Origin of the sequence: Streptomyces sp. NPDC085524, assembly GCF_044541755.1 — a bacterium.
In the GTDB taxonomy this organism is placed as follows: domain Bacteria; phylum Actinomycetota; class Actinomycetes; order Streptomycetales; family Streptomycetaceae; genus Streptomyces.
The window spans coordinates 423,725-444,863 of sequence record NZ_JBITTH010000002.1; the positions used below are offsets into that span (position 1 = coordinate 423,725).

The 21,139-nt window shown below is 70.2% G+C and carries 17 protein-coding genes and 5 pseudogenes; 10 read left to right on the plus strand and 12 right to left on the minus strand.

Annotation, left to right across the window (positions count from 1 at the left end):
- Position 1 precedes the first annotated feature (1 nt).
- The gene (locus ACIGFK_RS04695; protein WP_400050527.1) at positions 2–1,468 is read left to right on the plus strand and encodes an MFS transporter; all 1,467 of its coding nucleotides are present in this window, start codon (positions 2–4) and stop codon (positions 1,466–1,468) included.
- An 862-nt stretch (positions 1,469–2,330) separates the two neighbouring features.
- Here the strand turns inward: ACIGFK_RS04695 and ACIGFK_RS04700 are convergent.
- Positions 2,331–2,975 carry a hypothetical protein gene (locus ACIGFK_RS04700; RefSeq protein ID WP_400050529.1) on the minus strand — a complete coding sequence of 215 codons (645 nt, stop codon included), beginning with the start codon at positions 2,973–2,975 and terminating at the stop codon, positions 2,331–2,333.
- Positions 2,976–3,360: 385 nt separating this feature from the next.
- Between ACIGFK_RS04700 and ACIGFK_RS04705 the strand changes: the two are divergent.
- Together ACIGFK_RS04705 and ACIGFK_RS04710 are read left to right on the plus strand one after the other, a co-directional pair.
- Positions 3,361–3,486: pseudogene (locus ACIGFK_RS04705) on the plus strand (hypothetical protein); the annotation flags it as partial.
- A gap of 229 nt (positions 3,487–3,715) precedes the next feature.
- A complete protein-coding gene (locus ACIGFK_RS04710) occupies positions 3,716–4,369 on the plus strand; it encodes a hypothetical protein (protein WP_400050531.1) in 654 nt (217 codons plus the stop codon).
- 37 nt (positions 4,370–4,406) lie between these two features.
- Here the strand turns inward: ACIGFK_RS04710 and ACIGFK_RS04715 are convergent.
- The 3 genes and pseudogenes from ACIGFK_RS04715 to ACIGFK_RS04725 form a co-directional block, all read right to left on the minus strand.
- A pseudogene (locus ACIGFK_RS04715) lies at positions 4,407–4,671 on the minus strand (ATP-dependent helicase C-terminal domain-containing protein); the annotation flags it as partial.
- Positions 4,672–4,792: 121 nt separating this feature from the next.
- Positions 4,793–5,524, minus strand: a pseudogene (locus ACIGFK_RS04720) (IS5 family transposase); the annotation flags it as partial.
- A 233-nt stretch (positions 5,525–5,757) separates the two neighbouring features.
- Positions 5,758–6,876 (minus strand): IS701 family transposase, encoded by a 1,119-nt coding sequence (locus ACIGFK_RS04725; RefSeq protein WP_400050533.1) that lies wholly within the window; start codon positions 6,874–6,876, stop codon positions 5,758–5,760.
- 97 nt (positions 6,877–6,973) lie between these two features.
- On the opposite strand from ACIGFK_RS04725, the pseudogene ACIGFK_RS04730 reads away from it, so the two are divergent.
- Positions 6,974–7,703 (plus strand): annotated as a pseudogene (locus ACIGFK_RS04730) (site-specific integrase); the annotation flags it as partial.
- Between the two features lie 47 nt (positions 7,704–7,750).
- Here ACIGFK_RS04730 and ACIGFK_RS04735 read toward each other — a convergent pair.
- A complete protein-coding gene (locus tag ACIGFK_RS04735) occupies positions 7,751–8,719 on the minus strand; it encodes an alpha/beta hydrolase (RefSeq protein ID WP_400050535.1) in 969 nt (322 codons plus the stop codon).
- A gap of 116 nt (positions 8,720–8,835) precedes the next feature.
- Positions 8,836–9,153 (minus strand): putative quinol monooxygenase, encoded by a 318-nt coding sequence (locus ACIGFK_RS04740; protein WP_400050537.1) that lies wholly within the window; start codon positions 9,151–9,153, stop codon positions 8,836–8,838.
- Positions 9,154–9,302: 149 nt separating this feature from the next.
- On the opposite strand from ACIGFK_RS04740, the gene ACIGFK_RS04745 reads away from it, so the two are divergent.
- The 4 genes from ACIGFK_RS04745 (at position 9,303) to ACIGFK_RS04760 (ending at position 12,964) form a co-directional block, all read left to right on the plus strand.
- Entirely contained in the window at positions 9,303–10,208 is a 906-nt protein-coding gene (locus tag ACIGFK_RS04745; RefSeq protein ID WP_131557673.1) for an AraC family transcriptional regulator, read from the plus strand.
- 159 nt (positions 10,209–10,367) lie between these two features.
- A complete protein-coding gene (locus ACIGFK_RS04750; RefSeq protein ID WP_400050539.1) occupies positions 10,368–11,117 on the plus strand; it encodes an SDR family oxidoreductase in 750 nt (249 codons plus the stop codon).
- Positions 11,118–11,463: 346 nt separating this feature from the next.
- Positions 11,464–12,338, plus strand: a protein-coding gene (locus tag ACIGFK_RS04755) for an IS5 family transposase (protein WP_400050541.1) whose coding sequence is annotated in 2 segments (ribosomal slippage) — positions 11,464–11,857 and positions 11,857–12,338 — 876 coding nt in all. Because the reading frame shifts where the segments join, the coding sequence is not laid out codon by codon here.
- A gap of 350 nt (positions 12,339–12,688) precedes the next feature.
- The gene (locus ACIGFK_RS04760) at positions 12,689–12,964 is read left to right on the plus strand and encodes an isoamylase early set domain-containing protein (RefSeq protein WP_400050543.1); all 276 of its coding nucleotides are present in this window, start codon (positions 12,689–12,691) and stop codon (positions 12,962–12,964) included.
- A gap of 170 nt (positions 12,965–13,134) precedes the next feature.
- Here the strand turns inward: ACIGFK_RS04760 and ACIGFK_RS04765 are convergent, their stop codons facing one another.
- Both ACIGFK_RS04765 and ACIGFK_RS04770 read right to left on the minus strand, forming a co-directional pair.
- Positions 13,135–13,476 (minus strand): hypothetical protein, encoded by a 342-nt coding sequence (locus tag ACIGFK_RS04765; protein ID WP_400050545.1) that lies wholly within the window; start codon positions 13,474–13,476, stop codon positions 13,135–13,137.
- Positions 13,473–13,712 (minus strand): hypothetical protein, encoded by a 240-nt coding sequence (locus ACIGFK_RS04770; protein ID WP_400050547.1) that lies wholly within the window; start codon positions 13,710–13,712, stop codon positions 13,473–13,475. Before ACIGFK_RS04770 ends, ACIGFK_RS04765 begins: the two co-directional genes overlap by 4 nt.
- Positions 13,713–13,899: 187 nt before the next feature.
- Here ACIGFK_RS04770 and ACIGFK_RS04775 point away from each other — a divergent pair, with 187 nt between their 5' ends.
- Positions 13,900–14,337, plus strand: a complete 438-nt coding sequence (locus tag ACIGFK_RS04775; protein ID WP_400050548.1) for a VOC family protein — start codon at positions 13,900–13,902, stop codon at positions 14,335–14,337.
- A 186-nt stretch (positions 14,338–14,523) separates the two neighbouring features.
- Here ACIGFK_RS04775 and ACIGFK_RS04780 read toward each other — a convergent pair.
- The 3 genes and pseudogenes from ACIGFK_RS04780 to ACIGFK_RS04790 form a co-directional block, all read right to left on the minus strand.
- Positions 14,524–14,796, minus strand: a pseudogene (locus ACIGFK_RS04780) (HNH endonuclease); the annotation flags it as partial.
- A 113-nt stretch (positions 14,797–14,909) separates the two neighbouring features.
- Positions 14,910–15,863 carry a sigma-70 family RNA polymerase sigma factor gene (locus ACIGFK_RS04785; RefSeq protein ID WP_400050550.1) on the minus strand — a complete coding sequence of 318 codons (954 nt, stop codon included), beginning with the start codon at positions 15,861–15,863 and terminating at the stop codon, positions 14,910–14,912.
- A 19-nt stretch (positions 15,864–15,882) separates the two neighbouring features.
- Positions 15,883–17,091, minus strand: a complete 1,209-nt coding sequence (locus ACIGFK_RS04790) for an NAD(P)/FAD-dependent oxidoreductase (RefSeq protein WP_400050552.1) — start codon at positions 17,089–17,091, stop codon at positions 15,883–15,885.
- A gap of 509 nt (positions 17,092–17,600) precedes the next feature.
- On the opposite strand from ACIGFK_RS04790, the gene ACIGFK_RS04795 reads away from it, so the two are divergent.
- On the plus strand, positions 17,601–18,833 hold the full coding sequence (locus tag ACIGFK_RS04795) for an APC family permease (RefSeq protein ID WP_400050553.1): 1,233 nt from the start codon (positions 17,601–17,603) through the stop codon (positions 18,831–18,833).
- Positions 18,834–18,935: 102 nt separating this feature from the next.
- Here the strand turns inward: ACIGFK_RS04795 and ACIGFK_RS04800 are convergent, their stop codons facing one another.
- The gene (locus tag ACIGFK_RS04800; protein WP_400050555.1) at positions 18,936–21,113 is read right to left on the minus strand and encodes an MMPL family transporter; all 2,178 of its coding nucleotides are present in this window, start codon (positions 21,111–21,113) and stop codon (positions 18,936–18,938) included.
- Between the last annotated feature and the right edge of the window lie 26 nt (positions 21,114–21,139).

Sequence of the window (21,139 nt, forward strand, 5' to 3'; positions counted from 1 at the left end):
CGTGAGCGAAGCAACCGTACGTACCCCGTCGTCCTCCCCGGCCCCTACGGGCGCCGCCCCGGCCCCCGTCCCCGTCATCCGTCACGGAGCGGTACTGGGTCCACTCGGACTGTTCACCGTGCTGCTGGGCGCGGCACTCCCGCTGATCGACTTCTTCATCGTCAATGTCGCACTGCCCACCATCGACGGTGATCTCGCCGCCGGTCCCGCAGTGCTCGAACTGATCGTCGGCGGCTACGGCGTCGCCTACGCCGTGATCCTCGTCCTCGGCGGCCGCCTCGGCGACACGGCCGGACGGCGCCGGCTCTTCCTGATCGGCATGGCCGCCTTCGGCGTCACGTCGCTCGCCTGCGGGCTGGCCCCCACCGCCTGGACCCTGGTCGGCGCGCGGGTCGCCCAGGGGGCCGCGGCGGCCCTGATGCTGCCGCAGGTGCTCGCCACCATCCAGGCCACCACGCAGGGACCGCGCCGCGCTCGGGCCATGAGCCTGTACGGTGCGACCGCCGGGCTGTCCATGGTCGCCGGGCAGATCCTGGGCGGGGTACTGGTCGCCGCCGACGTGGCCGGCTCCGGGTGGCGTTCGGTGTTCCTGGTGAACGTGCCGGTGGTGGTCCTCGGGCTGGTGCTGGCCGTCCGCGCCGTCCCCGAGACCCGCTCGGAGCGCCCGGCCTCGGTCGACGTACTGGGGACGCTGCTGCTGACCCTGTCGCTGGTGTCGCTGCTGCTGCCGCTGACCGAGGGCCGGGCGGCGGGCTGGCCGCTGTGGACGTGGGTGTCGCTCGGGGTCTTCCCCTGTGCGGCCACGGCCTTCTGGCGGGTCGAACGCCGTGCCGACCGTGCCGGCCGCACCCCGCTGGTGCCGCCGAGCCTGCTGCGCCTGGAGGCGCTGCGGCGCGGCCTGGTGATGGTCGCGCCGTTCTCGATCGGCTTCAGCGGCTTCATGTTCGTGGTCGCGGTGGCGCTGCAGCAGGGCCTGCGCATGGGGCCGGTGGCCGCGGGCCTCGCCCTGGTGCCGATGGCCACGGCCTTCTTCGCGGCCTCACTTGCCGGACCGCGGCTGGTCGGCCGCTTCGGCACCCGGGTCGTCACCGTGGGCGGCGTCCTGCAGGCCCTGGGCATCCTGCTGCTCCTGCTGGCGGTCATGCGCGACTGGCCGGAACTGGGGCTTGCCGCCCTCGCTCCCGGCGTCGCTGTCGCGGGCCTCGGGCAGGGGTTCCAACTTCCGGTCCTGATGCGCCTGATGCTCTCGGACGTCCCGGCCGACCGGGCCGGGGTGGGCAGCGGAGTCATGGTCACCACCCAGCAGTCGGCGCTCGCCCTGGGCGTGGCGACCCTCGGCAGCCTCTTCCTCGCGCTGAACCCGTCGATGGGGATGCGCGACGCCTTCGCCGTAACTCTGTTGGTCCAGTTGGGCCTGGTCGCGCTGACGGTCCTCCTCAGCCTGCGCCTGCCGCGCGTGATGCGCTGAGGAGGGCCCGGTCATTTCGGTGATCTTGCTTTCCGGGCCCACGACCACGTCGTAGAGGTTCTGGCCCGCGCAGTACTCGGTGCTTTTCTGCTTCGACTCTGTTGAACTGCTTGTGCTCCGGGTCCGCGATTCCTTGACGTGGCCGATACCGGACAGGGTCTTGTCGGTATTGGTCGCCGGGGCGGGTCTCGGGGCCCTTCTTGCCGAGGACGGTCACCTTGGCGTTGGGGTAGAGGCGTACGTCTTCAGGTCGCCGTCGGGACGCTCGACGGCAGGTGCGGACCGCTGCCCACGTCGAAGCAGACCGGGCCAGGCTCGGTGCCGTCGGCTAGCAGCACCCCCCCGCCGGCCCTTCGTGCGCGGCACCCGACGCCTCCAGCATCCTGTCCACGACGACCAACCCCTTCCCGCGTTGCACGACCTGGCCTGCCGAGTGGGCCGGCCCGCGACCTTCAGACTGCCCGGGCTCAGGCGTTGGCGCCCCGCAATCCATCGAGAGCGGTACGGACGAAACGCTGCGCCGGGTGGAGATGGCCCCAAACCGCCCCGTGGTCGGGTGCCACGAGGAACGGCTCGGCCGCTCGACGCTCACGGCCGGCCCGGGCACCCGCGCCGTGTGGACCTTCGGCGCCCGGCAGTTTTATACATAGGACCCATACACGATGACAGCCCGTGTCCAACGGAAGTGTCGCCGTCACCCCTTCTCGTGGGCACGCATAGAGCCGTCCAACACCAGGTCGGGGAGCGCGCACCAGCGGCTGCTCGCCGCAGCCCGCACACAGCGAGACACACGGCGTGGATCACCCGGTAGTGCCGCTGCCTGCGCGACGCCTCGGCCATAGGGGTGTGGTAGAGGGGGCGGTCAGTGTTCGAGGTCGGCGCGCATGGCCGCGAAGAGGCTGGCTGCATCGGCCGGGGTGGTGTGGGGGAAGAGTGCGACGGCGGCTGTGGTGGTGTCGGACCAGCCGCAGATGACGTCGGTGGCGTTGGCGGACTCGGGCAGGCTGAGGCACTCGAGGGATCCGCCGAACGGACCCGGCTGGTACGGCTTGGCGGTGGTGGGGGTGCCGGTGGAGCCGTTCTGCAGGGCGTAGTCGATCAGGCCGCGCCAAAGGTGCTCGCGACGCTTGTTCGGGTCCTCGGGAACGCCGTCGACGCCAACGAAAAGGATGCGGCGGCCGGAGGTCTGCCCGGCACGGTTGTAGTCGGCGACCACCAGGTGCATGTCGTCACGCATTTCGCCCGGGTCGACCGGGACGTCGGAGACTGCGCTGGCACCGGTGGCCTTGGTGAGCCCGCCGGCGGTGGCGGCCTCGGCCAGCGTGTGCTTGCCCGAACCGGTGGGCGAGGTGGAGATGGCGGACCTTGCGGGCGAGGAGACAGAGGCGGAGGCGGCGGGAGCGGCGGGAGGGGCTTCGGCTTCGGCTGCGGGGTCGCAGGCGGTCAGCGTCAGCATGGTGGCGAGGGCGATCGTGGCGAGTAGGGTGCGGGGACCAAAGATGGGCACGGGTGAGTCTCCCGGGGTGTGGTGGTCCGCTGGGCTGCTGGGCCCAATGCCCGCACGCTAGTGGCCGACTGGGCGGGCGGGTACCCCGAGCCCGGTTCCCTTACAGGACCGGGACATGGTGGTGACGTAAGGGCCTGGTGATCACGGGCTCTGGAGTTCGAGGGGTTGTTTCTGGGGCTCGGCAGGCATGAGGACAGGGGCCCTTTGGAGAGAGTTTCGTTGCCATGAACAACCCCGGAGGACCCCGTGCCGCAGGTGTACCAACTTGCCGTGTCCGCCGACAATTCGCTGCTCACGCGTGCAGGTGTCTGCTCTGTCGGTTCGGGAACGCGCCATCGGGGGCACCGGTGCACGAGTGGGTCTTTCTTTCACACGGACATGACCGATGCCGAGGGGGACGAGGTCTGTGCGCTCATTTCCTGTCCGGCCTGGATGGAGGGACGCGGGGGCTGTGCCGTGGTTCCCCGCCGATGTCGAGGAGTGGTCGGTGCGGTGGGTGCTGCTGCACCTGATCGAGGAGACCGCACGCCACGGCCGCCACGCCGACACCATCCGCGAGAGCCTGGACGGCGCCACCCTCTACCCTGCCAGTGGCCGCCGCCGAGCAGTGGCCCGACCCGTGGTTCGAGTCCTGGGAGCCCGCCGCGCCCGCCGGCTGTGGGCTACGGGCCGTCAGAAGTCGTGCTCCATTGGTCGGATATGGTCGAGGCGCTCTTGCGGACCGGTCCTACGCTGGAGGCATGGCCACCGATCCCTTGCTGAGACAAGGCCCCGACTCGACGGATCTGGTCCTGCGCGTCGGCCCGGCCGGGCCGGTGTGGAACGTGCTGGCCTCGGCGGGGCCGGCGCTGTTGACTCCGCTCGCTCTGGGCGTGCTGACCCTGCTCGTCGCGTTCGGTATGGCGATGGCCGGGGCGCGGGCGTCGACCGTGTTCGTGGTGGTGGGGGTGATCGCCGGGCTGGAGTACCTGATCGGCTGGCTGGCGCACGCCTCTTCCCGGGCCCGGGACATCCTGCGGGTGGAGTTCGCGCCGGCCGGGGTGCCCGCGTCCCTGCGGTTGGTCCGGGGCGCCGGGCCGGACGACTGGCTGCCCGTCAAGACCCTGCGCCAGGTGCGGCTGACGCACAAGGTGGTGGAGCCGTACCAGGGGGACTACAAGCCGGCCGTCTCCACGCTCGAGCTGGAACTCGTCCTGCTGGGCGTCCGGGAGCAGCTCGCGCTCCCGCTCGACGGCGACCCGCAGCCGCTCGCCGACGCGCTGAAGGCCCTGCTCGGCCCGGCTGGGGTCGTGGTGGCGCTGCGCACCGAGCGCAGCACGCGCGATCGGCCGACGCCGCACAACTCCGGCTGGACTTCCGGCGGTTCGGCCTCGGCCGGCTCGGGTGGCGGCTGACCCCGAAAGCTGTCCGTGGCGCTTCCCGGTTGGGCGTGTTGAGCCGCCGGGCCGGCTCGGCCGCAGCCGGGTCCTCCGGCCACGGGTGGCGGGGGTAGCGGCCGCGGCGCCCGCCCGCACGGCGCGGTGGCCCTCGCGCCAGAACGACGCGAGGCCGCCGGTGGCGGCGGCCGGGTGCCCAGCCGGGGAGAGCAGGTGGACGGTGGCGGGGCCCGCCCGTCCGGAAGCGCGAAGGCGGCAGACCAGCCGAACAACTCCTGCAGTTTCAACGCGAGTACGGGCCGCTCGCCGCTGTAGTCGAGGAGTCGCGCGTTCGGTACGGGAGCAGTACGACGAGAACCAGGCTGCGGGCCGGCTGCGGGTGCCGCTTACGGCCTGGCGGTGGGCGGTCGGCTCTGGCCTGGTTCCGTCGGCGGATGCCGGCGGGCGGCCGCCGGCCCGGCCGAGCCGGCGGCAGTTCGCGCGCTGGTCGTCCGGCTGGGCGATCGTTGCCTTGATCCCGCGTTTGCGCAGGTAGACGCGGTTGGCGCGACTGGAGTACGCCTTGTCGCCACGGGCGCGGTCCGGTCGGGTACGGGGTCGCCCGGCCCTGGTGCGGGCCACGTTCAGGACCTTCATGAGAGGGATGAACATCGGGCTGTCACCGCGCTGGCCAGGCGAGGTCAGCCAGACCAGAGGGCGGCAGCGGTCGTCCGCCAGGAGGTGAATCTCGCTGGTCAGCCCGCCCCGGGAACGTCCCAGGGCCTCACGGCCCTCTGCATCCACACGGGTCCCACCCCTTTTTCGGGGTGGTCGGCCGGGGCGCAATGCCGGGCCCCGGCCGCATGCTGTTGGGCCCGGCAGGTGGTGGAATCGACGTTGACCGCCCACGAACCGTCCGCGTCCCGGGCAGTTTAGTCGGCACCGGCCTGCAACGCCCGCAGGATCTTCGACCAGGTGCCATCCGCCGACCAGCGACGGTGGCGTTCGTAGACGGTCTGCCAGTATCCGTAGCGTTCGGGCAGGTCACGCCAGGGAATCCCGGTCCGCGTCCGGTACAGCACACCGTTCTTTTGACCACGGTGCGGTGGTCGGCCCACCGACCACCGGACCGGTCTCCGGCAGCAGCCCGGCTATGCGATCCCACTGAGCATTCGTCAGTTCATGGCGACGCACCATGACCGGCTCATGCCCGAAACGGCAACAGATCCACCACCCCGGGCAAGAGCTGTCAGACACTGCCTAGTACTGCAACGGTCTTTGCTGTGATGGTTGGGCAGTTTCGGGTGGCAGGTGGCCGCGTTGTTTGTAGTGGCTGAGTCGGGCCTGAAACTGTCGGCGGCGTCGCCAGTGGGACCAGTGCAGGACATGCTCGACGGGGGTGGCCTGCCGGTGTGTGAGTCGGGTGATCAGACGTCGGAGCTCGGGCAGGCTGAGGGGGACGAGGCCGGAGGATCCGTTTCTGCTTTGCCGGCGTCCGGTTCGCGGGCCCGCAGAACGGTGAGGCAGGCGTGGGCGGCCAGGGCGAGAGTCATGTGTCGGTGCCAGCCGGGGTAGCGGCGGACCTGGTAGTCGTCCAGGCCGCACTCCTGCTTCGCGGTCTGGAAGCACTCTTCGACTGCCCACCGGCTGCCGGCGACGTGGATCAGCTGGTCGAGGGTGGTTTCCGCGGGGCAGTAGGCGATGTAGTAGGAGATCTCCTCAGGCCTGCGGACGCTGTGGCGGGCGATCACCCAGTGACGGCGGTCGTCGCGGTGCCAGGGGCGGACCTCGGCTCGGGCCCAGTCGAAGACGCGGGGTCCGTGGGCGCCGTCGCCGCAGGAACGGCGCTTCCACTTCTGCCGCGGCAGCCCGGGAAACAGGTCATGGACGGGATGGTCCATGGCCCAGCGGGTGACGACGGTGTCGTGCCGGGTGGTGGCCGTGACGTGGAAGACGTCTGCCCGCTCCAGCTCCGAGCGCCAGCTCTTGGAGAAGCCGTAGCCGGCGTCCGCGGTCACCCACCCGAACGGGATCTTCTCCGCGATGGCCCGTCGGACCATCGCCCTGGCTGTTGCGACCTTGGTCTCGAAGACGACCGTGTCGTCGATGCCGGCCCGCCGGCACCGGTCCCGGTCCTCGGTCCAGGACGCCGGCACGTAGAGACGCCGGTCGATCAGGGTGCGACCGCGACCGGCCGCATAGGCCAGAAAGACTCCGACCTGGCAGTTCTCCGTCCGGCCGGCCGTGCCGGAGTACTGCCGCTGGACACCGGCCGACCGGTCGCCCTTCTTCAGGAACCCGGTGTCATCCACGATCAGCACCGCATCCGGATCGCCGAGGTTCTCAACGACGTACTCCCGCACGTCGTTGAGAACCTCGTCCGCGTCCCAATCGATCCGGTTCAGCAGCCGCTGGACCCTGTCCGGACCTGCCGGCCCGGCCTCCTCCGCCAGCGTCCAGCCGTTCTTCCGCTCCAGCGGAGCGATCAGGCCCCGCATATAGGCAAGGGCCGTCTCACGCGGCTCCGACCTGGAGAAGCGGTGCATGACCAGCCCAACGACCCACCTGCCCAACCGTGACGGCAAAGACCGTTGCAGTACTAAGCCCGGATCGCTGCTGGTGAGCGGCTGACGGGTCGTCGGCGCCCTCGAACAACTGTGGGGCGAGGCCGCGGTCAACACGTGGAACGCCCGGCGGGCGGCGGTGCTGTCGTGGCTGGGCTGGTGTGTCGAGCGCGGATACGACGGCCCGGCAGTCCCGGCCTGGGTGAAGCGGATGCCCCCGCCGGACTCGGAGACCCCGGCCCGCTCGAAGACGGCCGTGGACCGGCTGATCGCCCGGCGCGAGGTCCACCTGCGGGAGAAGACGCTGTGGCGGATGCTGTACGAGACCGTCGCGCGGGCGGAGGAGATCCTCGGCGTCAACATCGAGGAGCTGGACCTTTCCGCCCGCAGGGCCCCGCTGAAAGCCAAGGGCTCGAAGCCGCGTACCCGCCGCCGCGGTGCCCCGGCTGATCAAGGGCCGCACGCGCGGGCCGGTGTTCGTCACCCACCGCAAGCCGGGTCCCAGCAAGCTCCTCGCGCCGCGTGACGTGTGCCCGGACACCGGGCTGGTCCGGCTGTCGTTCGGCCGGGCCCGCGCCCTGCTCGACGCCCACACCGCAGTCGGCGGGGTGCCGGGCACAGGCTGGGACCTGCACGAATACCGCCATTCTGGTCTCACCCACCTCGGCGAGGCCGGGGCCAGCCTGCCCATGCTGATGTCGAAGTCCCGGCACAAGCAGCCGGAGAACGTACGGCGCTACTTCCACCCCTCGGCGGAGGCGATCGCCGAGGTCACCAGCCTGCTCGCGCCCGGAAACAGCAGACGCTGAGGTCTTGGCCAAGGCTGAAGCGTACGACCGAAACTCGTCGACTTCACCTATGCGGCGGGGTTCGTGGACGGGAGCCGGGCGAGCCAGTCGGTGCGGGTTCGGCGGGCTGTGGCCGAGATGTGTGCCTGCGGGTACAGGGCGTCGAATCCGTGGAAGCCGCCTGCCCAGACGTGGAGTTCGGCCTGGCCGCCGGCCGCCCAGATGCGGGTGGCGTAGTTGGTGTCCTCGTCGCGGAAGACTTCGGCGGAGCCGGTGTCGATGTAGGTGGTCGGCAGGCCCGCGAGGTCGTCGGCCAGGGCGGGTGAGACGTATGCGGGTACCTCGTCGTCGGTGAGGTCGCCGAGGAGGCAGCGCCATCCGAATCCGTTCATCTCGCGGGTCCAGACGCCGGGCCCGTTCGAGTACTGGAAGCTGGAGGTGGTGGTGTTGCGGTGGTCGAGCATGGGGCCGATCAGGACTTGGGCGGCGATCGGCGGGGTGCCGAGGTCGCGGGCCAGCAGGGTGACGCCGGCGGCGAGGCCGCCGCCCGCGCTGGCGCCTGCGACGATGATCCGGGCGGGGTCGATGCCCAGTTCGGCGGCGTGGTCGGCGATCCAGAGCAGTCCCTGGTAGCAGTCGTCGACCGGGATGGTGCCGGTGGACTCGGGCGCGAGCCGGTAGTCGACGGAGACCACGACAGCGCCGAACTCGTCGAGCCACTCCAGCGGGATGTCGATCTGTGAGAAGCGGTCGCCCATGACCATCCCGCCGCCGTGCATCCAGTAGACGCAGGGTGCGGCAGCGGTGCGACCGCTGTTCGCGGGGCTGAAGACGGACAAGGGGATCGGGGTGCCGTCCGGACTCGCAACGGTGACCTCGCGCCGGTCGATAGCACGACCTTCGAGGAGGAGTTCGACGGGCATCGAGGAGAAGGGGCGTACCTGCGCCAGCACTTCCGGGCTGAGCTGGGACATCAGCGTCATGTCGGCCAGGAGTTCATGCAGTTCGGGGTCGAGGGAGGGGCGTGCTGTGGTCATGGTCGTTGCCTCTCGTGGGTGGTGGCGGGACGGTCGGGCGAGGACGGGGGCCACCTCGGCGGGCACTGAGGCGGCAGAGGCTGGGGTGTGGGGTGTGGGGTGTGGGGTTCGGCGGGTCAGAGGGCGGATTTGCCGCGGACCGGAACGAAGTCGGTGTACTCGGAGTCCTTGGCGAGCAGCGGGCCGATCTGCGCCACGACGGCCTGGGCGGTCCTGCCGGCGAAGACGCGGTGGTGGTCCTCCTGGCTGGTCCAGCCTTCGGCGACGTGGACGACGTCGGGGTCGGACGCGGAGCGGGAGACGAGGTAGACGAGGCAGTATTCGCTCGCGCCGGGGCTGCCCTCGTTCAGTCCGGTCAGCAGCAGGTCGACGAGTTGGTCGCCCATACCGGGCCTGGCGGTCAGGGTGGCGCTGAAGCCGTAGTTGGCAATCATGGATTCTCTCTCATCCTCTTCGGTGATGGAGTGTGATGATTCCATTCAAGCGGGCTGACCTGCGAAAATGTTAGACCGATACTCGTTTGAACTTGCACGATCCTCGCGACTTTGGGAACCGCGCCGCGGAATGGTGCTGCAATGGACGTATGTACCTCGAAGAACTCCGCACCCTGCTGGCCCGCCATGCGCGGCCCGACTGGACCACCGCCGTCGACGGCGTCCTCATCTCGAAGGTCGACCGCCCTGATCCGCCGGCGCCTTCGATGTCCGGCACGCTCCTGGCGGTCATCGCGCAGGGCGCCAAACGCCTCGCCCTGGGTGAGAGGGTGTTCGAGTACGGGCCCGGGCAGTACCTGGTTGCATCCGTCGATCTGCCTGTCACAGGGCAGTTCACCCAGGCCGACCCCGAGCAGCCGGCGCTGGGGTTCGGTCTCGTCCTGGAACCGTCCGCCGTTGCCGAGCTGCTGCTTGAGGCCGGGCCCGGAGACGCCCCCCGGAGCAGCGGGGGCGCGCCGTCGGGGATCGCCGTCAGTGACGCTCCGGCCGCGCTGCTGGACGCGGTGGTCCGGCTGCTGCGCCTGCTCGACGAGCCCCGCGACCGGGCCGTACTGGCCCCGCTGGTCAAGCGCGAGATCCTGTGGCGTCTGATCACCGGTGAGCAGGGTGCGACGGTTCGCCAGCTCGGCCTGGCCGACAGCAGCCTCAGCCACATCTCGCGGGCCGTGCGCTGGATCCGCGAGCACTACGCGCAGCCCTTCCGGGTCGAGGACGTGGCGCGGCAGTCCGGCATGGGCGTCTCCGCCTTCTACCGCAACTTCCAAGCGGTGACCGCGATGAGCCCCATCCAGTTCCAGAAGCAGATCCGGCTCCAGGAGGCCCGGCTGCTGCTCGCCACCCACCCCGGAGACGTCACCGGAGTCGGCCACCGCGTCGGCTACGACAACCCGTCGCAGTTCAGCCGGGAGTACCGCCGCCAGTTCGGCGCGCCCCCCAGCCAGGACGCCGCCCGCCTGCGTCAGGCCGTGCGTGCGCCGGCAGGTCTCCTGCCCTGAGGTGGGTGGGCTTTACTGGAGGATCGTGCAAGGAGTAGCGAGGATAGTTCTACTATCTCCGCAGGTCAGAACGATTCAATGGGATCACCGGTTCTCCCGTGGAGCAGGAAAATGCCTGCCCACCCGTATGGATCCCACCACATCGCAAAGGGGCACAACATGAAGACAGTTCTGATCACTGGTACCTCATCCGGGTACGGGCGGGAGACCGCCCTCTACTTCCACTCGCAGGGGTGGAACGTCATCGCCACGATGCGGACGCCGCGTCCAGGCGTCCTTCCTGAGTCGGACCGGCTCCGCGTCATCGAGCTCGACGTGACCAGGCCCGAGAGCATCACCGCCGCGTTCGAGGCCGAGGGCCCCATCGATGTCCTGGTCAACAACGCGGGCGTGCCCTCGATCAGCGTGTTCGAGGGCACCCCCATGGCCCGAGTACGGGAGGTCTTCGAGACCAACACGTTCGGCGTGATGGCGATGACGCAGGCGGTGCTGCCCCAGTTCCGCGAGCGTGGCTCCGGCGTGGTGGTCAACGTGACCTCGAGCGTGGTGCTGGGGCACATGCCGCTCTCGGCCGTCTACAAGGCGAGCAAGATGGCCATCGAGGGGTTCACCGCATCCCTCGCGCTCGAGCTCGCGCCGTTCGGTGTGCGGGCGAAGACGGTCGAGCCGGGCGCCTGCCTGACGACGAACTTCGCGGCCAACGCGACGAAGGGCGCCCCGCTGGACGAGCTGGTCCCGGCGCCCTACGCACCATGGGCGAAGAAGGCCATGGGCGAGTTCACGGGCCAGGAGCTGTTCACCAAGGAGAGCGACGTCGCCGAGACAGTGTGGCGAGCCGTGCACGACACGACCGGCCAGCTGCGATTCCCCGCCGGCCCCGACGCGGTCTCGCTCTCCCAGGCGAAGTGATCAGCCAGCAGGCAAGGTCACGCCGCACTGATACCAGGAGCCGGCCCCGCGCCCACGCACCGGGTCGGCTCGCCGTCGGGCGCTCACCCCGATGAACGGGAACCTGACCAACGACGAGAAGCCGGTCCGGTTTGCCCTGGGCCACGGTCACCGCCGGGACGCCGTCTACGACCGGCCGCCTGCCGACAGAAGGCGTACCGGGCACGCCGGGCCGCCGAGCGGATCCGCGAAGCCGTAACAGCCCCGGCCGGCGTGATGGCTCCCGTACCCCTCTCCGGGGCCTGGCCAGCGCAGACGTCTAGGGTCTGTTGCGAAAGTGGATCTTGTTTGTTCATGATCACGTCTTGTGGGACGTGGAGATCTGACGAACGGCCAGTGGGCCCGGCTTGAGCCGTTGCTGCCGCAGGGCATCAAGCCGGGTCGGCCGCAGGTGTGGACGCGCCGTCAGCTGATAGACGGCATACGGTGGCGGACCCGGACCGGCGCCCCGTGGCGTGATGTGCCGGAACGCTACGGGCCCTGGGACCGGGTCTACGACCTGTCCCGGCGCTGGCAGCGGGACGGCACCTGGGCCCAGATCCTCACCCGGCTCCAGGCCGAGGCGGACGCCAAGGGCCTGATCAGCTGGGAGGTCAACGTCGACTCCACCGTCTGCCGGGCCCACCAGCACGCCGCCGGGGCGGCGAAAAGGGGGATCTCCAAAAGGAACCGCCCGGCGGCGTCTTCGTCGAGCCGGCCGACCACGGCCTCGGACGGTCCCGGGGTGGCCTGACCAGCAAAATCCACCTCGCCGTCGAGCAAGGGCAGAAGCCCTTGTCGGTGGTGATCACCGCCGGGCAGCGGGGCGACTCTCCGCAGTTCGAGCCGGTCCTGGAAGCGATTCGGGTGCCCAGGCTCGGGCTCGGCAGGCCGCGCAAACGTCCGGACCGTGTGCGGGCCGACAAGGCCTACGACTCTCGCAGCAACCGCGCCTACCTGCGCAGACGCGGAATCAAGGCCACGATCCCCGTGCCCGCAGACCGGGTCCGCAACCGGCTGGGGCGTGGTTCAGGAGGCGGGCGGCCGCCGAAGTTCGACCGGGACGACTACAAACAGCGGCACGCGGTCGAGTGCGGGATCAACCGCCTCAAGCGCCACCGAGCCGTGGCGACTCGATACGACAAACTCGCCGTCCGCTACGAAGCGACCGTGCTGGTCGCAGCCATCAACGAATGGCTGTGACCAGCACTTTCACAACAGGCCCTAGCCGGGAGGCGGCCGGCGAGCACGCAGCATCTGCGGCTCGTCCCACCGTGAGCACGTTTTCCCCCGACCGGCCTACACCATCCGGCGGTACGGGCAGGCCCGTGTCACGGTGACAGGGCGAGAGGTCCACGCGTGCGGGGCCCGGCCGGTCGAAGTAGCCACCCGGCCGGGCCCCGCCACGTACGCCGTGGCCCGGCACCGGTCAGGCCTGCGCATGCAGACGCTCCGGGCGGGTGACCGGCATACCGCCCTCGAGCGCGTCACGCACAGCCGGCCCCCGCACAGGCCACGATGCCCGGGCCCCGTCCGAACAGTTGGAGACCCCCATGCTCGAACGCAACCAGCTTAAGAGCCGCACTCAGGTCACCTTCGTCCTCCCGGAGGAGACCCCGGCCGGGCCGGTGAGTGTGGTCGGGGACTTCAACCAGTGGAACCCCGCAGCTCACCCTCTGAAGCCCCGCGGGGACGGCACCCGGGCCGCTCATGTCTCCCTGCCTTCCCACAGCAGTCATTCCTTCCGCTACCTCGCCGCGGGCGACTACTGGTTCGACGACGAGCAGGCCGACCTGCACGACGGCATCAACGGCCGAATCCACACCTGAACCGCGTCGTCAGGCCGGTCCTCGTGCCACCGGGGTGGGGGCAGAGACAGGCATGCCGATCTTGAAGATCCGGTGGTCGGCGAGTTCCTGGCGTTCATAGAGCCGTACCTGAAGGCGCTGGCCGTCCGGCGGACGAGGGTGATGGGCCGGTGCAGCCGGTGCCGGGCTGTTCATCTGCGTCGCCGCCGGGATGCGGCTTCGCCCGGTGGCACGGCAATGATGCGGCCGTCGACGCACAGCGTGACCAGCTGCTCCTCACCGCCCGGGGCCGAACTCGCATGGCGCTGGAGCTTGCTGCGGGCCCTCCGGCTCCACCCGGCCTCGGTGCTCGCCCAGTGCGGGTGGGAGTCCAGGCGGAGGCTGAGGCGGAGCAGCTGCATGCGCATCTCATGGCTGCCGGCTGCGGGGCCGCTGGCCAGCTGGTTGAAGATGCGCGTCCACTGCTGCTGGAGGGCGACCAGGTCGTCCGGGAACCCGACGGCCGATGGCGGCCCGCCCGGTTCGGTGCTCACGCCGCTGTCACCCAGGTACGGGTTCGGGCGCGGCGTCGGAGCTCGACGCGGGCGGCCGCGGAGCGATCCGGAACGGCCCAGAAAGGGTGCGCGGCGATGCTGCAGGAGAGGGTGATGATCCGGCGGCGAAGTGCGGTGGTGCTGGCATTTGCGGGCTGGCGGGACAGGTCGGCGTAGGTGCGCAGCCATGCGGCCTGGAGATCGAGCAGGTCGTCGGGGAAGTGGAGGGACGTCATCCACTAATTAGAGCAGCTGTTCGAATTTCTTGGCGAGCTGCAGACCGTCCTCCGTCCGGGTGCACCTGGCTGTCCCGTGTCATCGATTCCTAATGCCGTTCGTCAAGCCGCGGCGCACGCTTGAGGCAGCGGGCAGGAGGTGTCGGAGGTGCGCGGTACAGTCCGTTCATCCGACTGGGGAGGGCTCATGGGGACCAAGTGGAGCTTGACGATCGACTGCGCGTACCCGGCGAAGCTGGCCGCGTTCTGGGCGCTGACGTTGGGCTACGAGGAGAAACCCGCGCCCGCAGGGTTCGCGAGCTGGGAGGAGTGGTTCTCGCATCATGAGGTTCCGGAGGACGAGTGGGATGACGGGGCGTACCTCTCAGATCCGGACGGAGTGGGCCCCACCTTGTCCTTCCTGAAGGTGCCGGAGCCGAAGGTGGCGAAGAACCGGCTGCATATCGACGTGCAAGTTGGTGGCGGCCGTGAAACCCCGTGGGAGGTGCGCTGGCCCCGCGTGGTCGAGGCGGTGGAGCGGTTGACCGCTGCGGGCGCGACCGTGGTCCGCGAGGAGGAGTTGCAGGGCAGGCCGGATCACGTGGTGATGGCAGACCCGGAAGGTAACGAGTTTTGCCTGGTTTGACGGGGTCGGTCAGACCACCTGGCCGCGCGCAGCGTGTCGTGCCCCTTCCTATGCGGCAGCCCTTGCCGGCGGAGCTGGCTCGTAGCTCCGTCCGTCGCGCAGGAGGGCCCAGAGGACGTTGACGCGGCGGCGAGCGAGCTTGTAGTGCCGCAACGGCCAGTTGGACTGCGGGCCGGGCGAGGGAGGTTACGGGGCAGGTTCGTAGACCACGGTGGTGGTTGGGCAGTCCTCGGCGAGTCCGAGAAGTGCCTGGCGCTCGTTCTCGTCGACGGCCAGGTCCCAGCGCAGCTTCGTACCGACCCAAGTGGCGGCGTACGTGCAGTGGTACGAGCCGTCCGAGGGCAGCCATTCCGCCGGGTCCTTGTCGGCCTTGGACCTGTTGGAGGCGGCGGAGACCGCGATCAGGGTGTCTGGGCTGTTCTGGTCGTTCGCGTACGCCTCCCGCCGGGCCGCTGTCCAGGGCGTCTGCTCAGCTGGCGGGGAGCGTCATTCACACCGTGCGCTATTCCGCCCACACTCGTTGGCAAGCCGCTCGAACCCGGTGCGCGTGATGAAGTGGCCCAGGCCTCGCGTCACCACTCGGTGATGAGCGGGGCTCCCGGTTCGTGCTGCCGCCAGGCTTCGGTGAGGCGGACGAGGCGGGTGGGGGCGGCGATGCCGCGTACGGTGGCGATCTTGCCGTCTGTGACGTCGAACGTGACGGCGCCGACGACCTTGCCGTCGGGCACGAAGAGGATGGCGGGGGCGCCGTTGACGAGCGCGAAGTGGACCTCGGAGACCCCTCCGGCGAGTCGCTGCTTCGCGGGCGTGGACTTGAAGCCGGCCCGTGCGATGGCGGCGATGCGCTCCGGAGTGTCGTACCGCAGCAGCTTCTGGGTCAGGCCGGCGCCGTCGGAGATCGCGGTCGCGCCGTCGGTGAGCAGCGCCACCAGCCGTTCGGTGCGTCCCGAGGAGGCGGCGGCGAGGAACTCTTCGACGATCTTGCGGGCGGATTGCGGGTCGAGTTCGCCGCCTCCGCGGCGCGCTGTGGTGATGCGGTGCCGGGCCCGGTGGAGGTGCTGCTGGCTCGCGGACTCGGTGACGTCGAGGATTTCGGCGATCTCGGCATGGCTGTAGGAGAAGGCTTCGCGCAGGACGTAGACGGCCCGCTCGGCGGGTGACAGGCGTTCCATGAGAGTGAGCACGGCCAGGGAGACGGTTTCGCGCTGCTCGTAGGTGTCGGCCGGGCCGAGCATCGGGTCGCCGTCGAGGAGGGGTTCGGGCAGCCAGGCGCCTGCGGTGCGTTCGCGGCGGGCCTGTGCCGAGCGGAGCTTGTCGAGGCACAGGTTGGTGGCGACCTTGGTCAGCCATGCTTCCGGGACCTTGATCCGCTGCCGGTCGGCGGCCTGCCAGTGCAAGAACGTGTCCTGTACGGCGTCTTCGGCGTCGGCGGCGGAGCCCAGCAGCCGGTACGCCAGCGAGGCCAGCCGGTTGCGGCTGGCCTCGAACCGACTGGTGTCGAAGCGGTCAATGGCGGTGCTGTCCACGGGGATTACCCTATGCGGGCTACGCTGCCACCTTTGCGGGGACCCCGTTCGGCGCGGCGGCCAGGTGGAGCTTGCGCTTGGGCAGGCCGAAGGTCGGGTGCGAGGTGGTCCACAGCGACATCCTGACGATGCCCGCCTTGATCCGCGCCGCCTTCCGGCCACCCACGTACTTCGGCTTGGCCTGCGCTTGTTCGTCGACTATCTGCAGGATCCCGTCCCGTCGGCCGAGGCTGATGTGGTTGCCCGGGTAGCTCAGCTTGACGTTCGCTGTCTTGCCACCGGTCAGGCTCCCCACGATGGCCTTCATGGCCTTCATGGCCTGCATGCCGGTGAAGCCTGCCGAAGCACAGGACATCGGCAGCGGCCGGCCGTTGTCGCCGATGGTGTAGACGCTGTCGCCGGCGGCGTAGACGTTCGGGTGCGAGAGCGAGCGCATGGTGCGGTCGACGACGATCCGGCCGTCGTCGGTGACCTGCAGCCCGGCTGCGGCGGCGATGGGGTTGACCGCGAACCCGGCCGTCCACACGGTCGCGTCGGACGCCAGGACGGTGCCGTCGGCGCACAGCACCCGCTCGGCTTCCACGGCTTCGACGCTGGTGTGCTCCAGGACGGTGATGCCCAGCCGGTCGCAGGCCCGGCGCAGGTGGCCGCGGGCCCCTGCGGAGAGCGGGGCGCCCAGCTCGCCGCGGGCGACCAGCGTCACCGAAAGGCCGGGCCGGGACTCGGCGATCTCGGTGGCGGTCTCGATGCCGGTCAGCCCGTCGCCGACGACCAGGACGCTCCCGCCTTCGTCCCGGCTGCTCAGGCTGTCCAGACGGTCGCGCAGGCGAAGTGCCGCCGGACGGCTGGTGACGTGGAAGGCGTGCTCGGCGACGCCGGGGACGCCGAGGTCGGCGACGTGGCTGCCGAGCGCGTAGAGAAGCGTGTCGTAGCCGAGGTCGTCGCCGCCGTCGGCGTCGGCCACGGCGACGACCTGGCGCTCGGGGTCGACAGCGGTGACACGGGCCACGCGCAGCCGTATCCCCGTGCCCCCGAAGACGTCGGCGAGCCTCGGGGCCTCGATCTCCTGGCCGGCCGCGAGCTGGTGCAGCCGCAGCCTCTGGACGAAGTCCGGCTCGGCGTTGACCACCGTGATCTCGGCGTCCGCAGGGGTCAGCCGGCGGGCCAGGGTCCCGGCCACGTAGGCCCCGGCATAGCCGGCGCCGAGGACGACGATGCTGTGCTTCATGTGATGCTCCTGTCAGTTCGCTTGGCTCTCGATGACCTGAGCGGAACAGCACCCCGATTCCTGACAGGAACTTTGTGTGGCGTGGGTCACAGACCGGCAGGAGTGCCGCCTTATGCCTCCCGCGGCGCCGATGCGGTGCCGTCTGAGCCGGCTTAAGACCGGTGTGGTCAGGGTGGGAGCGCGGCGGGCTTCGAGAAAGGTTGGCCAGTTGGTGGCGGCATGCCGTCGCCAGTGGGCGGCTGTCAGGGGGTGGAGGCCAAGCAGACCGAGGACCGCTGGGGGTAGGTCCCGGGCGAGGGCGACGAGGGCGGTGGCGCGGGCGCGCCGGTTGGAGATTGCAGGCTGCGCTACTCCTCAAGAGCCGGGTAGCACTTGCCGCGTCTTCCCATCCGGATGCGGTCCCCGTCCGGTCACCTTGTTCCTATACGGTGCGCCGGTACGTCTGCCGGAGTGTGGTTGGGGAGCAAGTGATGGGCGCGGTGGCGGGGTCTTCGGGAACAGGCGAATTGATGCGGCACCTGGGTGTGTTCGACGCCGTGGTGATCGGCCTGGGGTCGATGATCGGGGCGGGGATCTTCGCGGCGCTGGCTCCGGCGGCCGGTGCGGCCGGGTCGGGGCTGATGCTCGGCCTGGCGCTGGCGGCGGTGGTGGCGTACTGCAACGCGATGTCCTCGGCGCGGCTGGCCGCCCGGTACCCCGCCTCCGGCGGTACGTACGTCTACGGGCGGGAGCGGCTGGGCGAGTTCTGGGGCTACCTCGCCGGATGGGCGTTCGTGGTCGGCAAGACCGCCTCCTGTGCGGCCATGGCGCTGACCGTCGGCTCGTACGTGTGGCCCGGTCAGGCGCACGCCGTCGCGGTCGCCGCCGTGGTGGCGCTGACCGCCGTCAACTACGCCGGGGTGCAGAAGTCCGCCTGGCTCACCCGCGTCATCGTTGCCGTGGTCCTGGCCGTGCTGGCCGCGGTGGTGGTCGCCGCGGCCACCTCCGGCGACGCGGACACGGCCCGGCTGAACATCGGTGACGACGCGACCTTCGGCGGGGTGCTCCAAGCGGCGGGCCTGCTGTTCTTCGCCTTCGCCGGCTATGCCCGCATCGCCACGCTCGGGGAGGAGGTCCGCGACCCCGCCCGCACCATCCCTCGGGCCATCCCGCTCGCCCTCGGCATCGCACTCGCCGTCTACGCGGCCGTGGCTGTCGCCGTCCTGCTCGTGCTGGGCCCGCAGGGGCTGGCGGACGCCACCGCCCCGCTGTCGGATGCGGTACGGGCCGCAGGTGCGGACTGGCTGGCGCCGGTCGTGCGGGTGGGCGCCGCGGTGGCGGCGCTCGGCTCGCTCCTCGCCTTGATCCTCGGGGTCTCGCGCACGACCCTGGCGATGGCCCGCGACCACCACCTCCCGCACGCTTTGGCCGCCGTCCACCCGAAGTTCCAGGTGCCGCACCGCGCCGAACTCGTGGTCGGCGCCGTCGTGGCCGTGCTCGCCGCGACCGCAGACGTGCGTGGGGCGATCGGTTTCTCCTCCTTCGGGGTGCTCGCCTACTACGCCATCGCCAACGCCTCCGCCTGGACCCTCGCCCCGGACGAGGGCCGACCGGCGCGGATCATCCCCATCGTCGGGCTGGCCGGCTGCCTCGTCCTCGCCTTCGCCCTCCCGGCCTCGTCGGTGATCTCCGGCGCCGCGGTACTGGCCGCCGGCGCCGCCGCGTACGCGGCACGTCGCGCCGTGACCACCCACAGGACGTGACCACGGCAGAACACGGATCCGCTGTGGTCAACGGGTGCGGCGGGAGCAGCCGGTCAGGCCAGTTCCACCGGTCACTACGGCCTTCGTGTGTCGGCTTTCTGATCAGACCCTCGCCTCTTGGCCGACTTCGGCCGGTGTGGTCGAGACCGCCTTCGGTGTGCGGCGTCCGGGCATCCACCAGTTGGCCTTGCCGCACAGTTCCATCACTGCGGGGACGAAGATCATCCGGACGATGGTGGCGTCGATGAGTACGGCGACGGCCATGCCCAGGCCTCCTTGCTTGACGGCGACGTCGGGGCCGAGGAGGGAGGTGGTGAAGACGGCGATCATGATGGCGGCCGCGGCTGTGATTACCTTGGCGGTCCGCGCCAGCCCTCGCGCGACGGCCTCTCGGGTGTCGCCGGTTCGTTCGTACTCCTCGCGGACCCGCGAGATCAGGAATACCTGGTAGTCCATCGACAGGCCGAACAGGACCGGGAACATCATCATGGGGACCCAGGTCGTGACCGGCATGGCGGCGGGGAACCCGAGGGCCGTGCCGAGCCATCCCCACTGCACGACGGCCACCAGCACTCCGTAGGCGGCGCCGATCGACAGCAGGTTCATCACGGCGGCCTGCAGGGCGATCGTGACCGACCGGACCAGCGCGATCAGCAGCACCATGGACGTCGCGATGACGACCGCGATCATCAGGGGCAGGCGCGAGCCGGATTCCTCGGCGACGTCGATGGTGCTGGCGTTCGGTCCGCCGACGAGGACCTGTTCGCCGCCGGCTGTCCGGGGCAGCACGTCGTCGCGGAGCTTGTGCACCAGGTTCGCGGTTGCCTCGTCCTGGAACCCGGTCGTGGGGAAGGCGGTGAAGGTGACGGCCTGCCCGTCCTGGCTGACCCGGGGTGGCGTGGCGTGGGCGATGCCTTCGGTTCTGGCGACCGCTTCGACGACGGGGCGGAGATCGGCGTTCTTGGAGCCGACCTCGGCGGCGAAGACCAGGGGTGCCCCGTAGCCCGGGCCGAAGCCCTCGGAGAGGATCTTGTACGAGATGTAGCTGCTGCGGTCGCGGGGCTGGACGCTGGCGTCGGGCTGGCTCAGCCGCATCGACAGGGTGGGGGCGGCCAGCAGCAGCAGGATCCCGCCGGCGAGGAGCGCGGAGACCAGCGGCCTGTGTTGCACCACGCCGGCCCAGCGCTCGGCGAGGGTGCGGCGCTCCCGGGACGGCGCACCGGCCTCCTGGCTGCGGCGGGATGCGCGCCGGGGCAGGCGCAGCGAGTCGATCTTGTATCCGGTGAAGCCCAGGAACGCGGGCAGTAGCGTCACCGCGGCGATCATCGTGACCAGCACGGTGATCGATGTGGCGACGGCCACCCCGGTCATCAGCCGCTGTCCCATGACGGCCAGGCCCATCAGCGCGATCACCACGGTCGTGCCAGCGAACAGCACCGCGTGGCCAGCGGTGGTGATGGCGTTGACCGTGGCGCTCTCGGGGTCATCGCCGTCCCGGAGGCTGTCCTTGTAGCGGGTGACGATGAACAGTGCGTAGTCGATGCCGACGCCGAGCCCGATCATCGCGCCGAAGGTCAGAGCGAAATTCGGCGCGGGAACCAGGTGGCCCACCAGCTTCATCAGCGCGAGGCCGGCCACGATGGCCAGGAGGGCGGTCACGATCGGCAAGCCCATGGCCACCAGTGACCCGAAGGCGATGAACAGGATCACTGCTGCGGCCAGGAGGCCCACGCTTTCGGCCGGACCCTGCGGGGGTGTCTCGGCCTTTTCCGCCATGTATCCGCCCAGCGCAAGCGTGACGCTGTCGTCGGAGGCGTCTTTGACGGTGTCCACCAAGGGTTTGACCTCGGTCTTGTCCACCTCCTTGTGGCTCAGCGGGATGGTCACGCGGGCGATACGGCGATCCTGCGTCACCAGGTTCTTGTCCTGGTAGGGCGAGATCACCGGTCCGGTGACAGGTGAGTCGGCGAGATCGGCGATGGTCTTCTCGATCTTCTGCCGGGCGGCAGGATCGTCGATTCCCTTGTCAGCCTTGATCGCAAGGGTCAGCCTGTCCCCTTGCTCCTTGGGGAAGTGTTTCGCCATCAGCTTCTGCGCCCTGGCCGACTGCGAGTCTCCTCCGGAGAAGTCGTTGTCGGGGGCGGCGCCGTAGCCGAAGCCGACGAACGCCACGGCGATCACACCGACGATCCAGGCCATCAGGACCAGGCGGCGGCGCCGGAAACAGAAACGGCCCAGCCCCGCCAGAGCCCCGCCCACGCGTGCGGTTTCAGTTGCCATCATCGTCTCCTCGAGTCCCTGTCCCT

What these genes read in the sequence shown, in the direction of transcription:
- ACIGFK_RS04760 (WP_400050543.1), top strand. Translation starts at nt 12,689, where the DNA reads ATGCTCGAACGCAACCAGCTTAAGAGCCGCACTCAGGTCACCTTCGTC.
- ACIGFK_RS04735 (WP_400050535.1), bottom strand. Translation starts at nt 8,719, where the DNA reads ATGACCACAGCACGCCCCTCCCTCGACCCCGAACTGCATGAACTCCTG.
- ACIGFK_RS04790 (WP_400050552.1), bottom strand. Translation starts at nt 17,091, where the DNA reads ATGAAGCACAGCATCGTCGTCCTCGGCGCCGGCTATGCCGGGGCCTAC.
- ACIGFK_RS04725 (WP_400050533.1), bottom strand. Translation starts at nt 6,876, where the DNA reads ATGCACCGCTTCTCCAGGTCGGAGCCGCGTGAGACGGCCCTTGCCTAT.
- ACIGFK_RS04770 (WP_400050547.1), bottom strand. Translation starts at nt 13,712, where the DNA reads ATGACGTCCCTCCACTTCCCCGACGACCTGCTCGATCTCCAGGCCGCA.
- ACIGFK_RS04745 (WP_131557673.1), top strand. Translation starts at nt 9,303, where the DNA reads ATGTACCTCGAAGAACTCCGCACCCTGCTGGCCCGCCATGCGCGGCCC.
- ACIGFK_RS04800 (WP_400050555.1), bottom strand. Translation starts at nt 21,113, where the DNA reads ATGGCAACTGAAACCGCACGCGTGGGCGGGGCTCTGGCGGGGCTGGGC.
- ACIGFK_RS04775 (WP_400050548.1), top strand. Translation starts at nt 13,900, where the DNA reads ATGGGGACCAAGTGGAGCTTGACGATCGACTGCGCGTACCCGGCGAAG.
- ACIGFK_RS04710 (WP_400050531.1), top strand. Translation starts at nt 3,716, where the DNA reads ATGGCCACCGATCCCTTGCTGAGACAAGGCCCCGACTCGACGGATCTG.
- ACIGFK_RS04795 (WP_400050553.1), top strand. Translation starts at nt 17,601, where the DNA reads ATGCGGCACCTGGGTGTGTTCGACGCCGTGGTGATCGGCCTGGGGTCG.
- ACIGFK_RS04740 (WP_400050537.1), bottom strand. Translation starts at nt 9,153, where the DNA reads ATGATTGCCAACTACGGCTTCAGCGCCACCCTGACCGCCAGGCCCGGT.
- ACIGFK_RS04750 (WP_400050539.1), top strand. Translation starts at nt 10,368, where the DNA reads ATGAAGACAGTTCTGATCACTGGTACCTCATCCGGGTACGGGCGGGAG.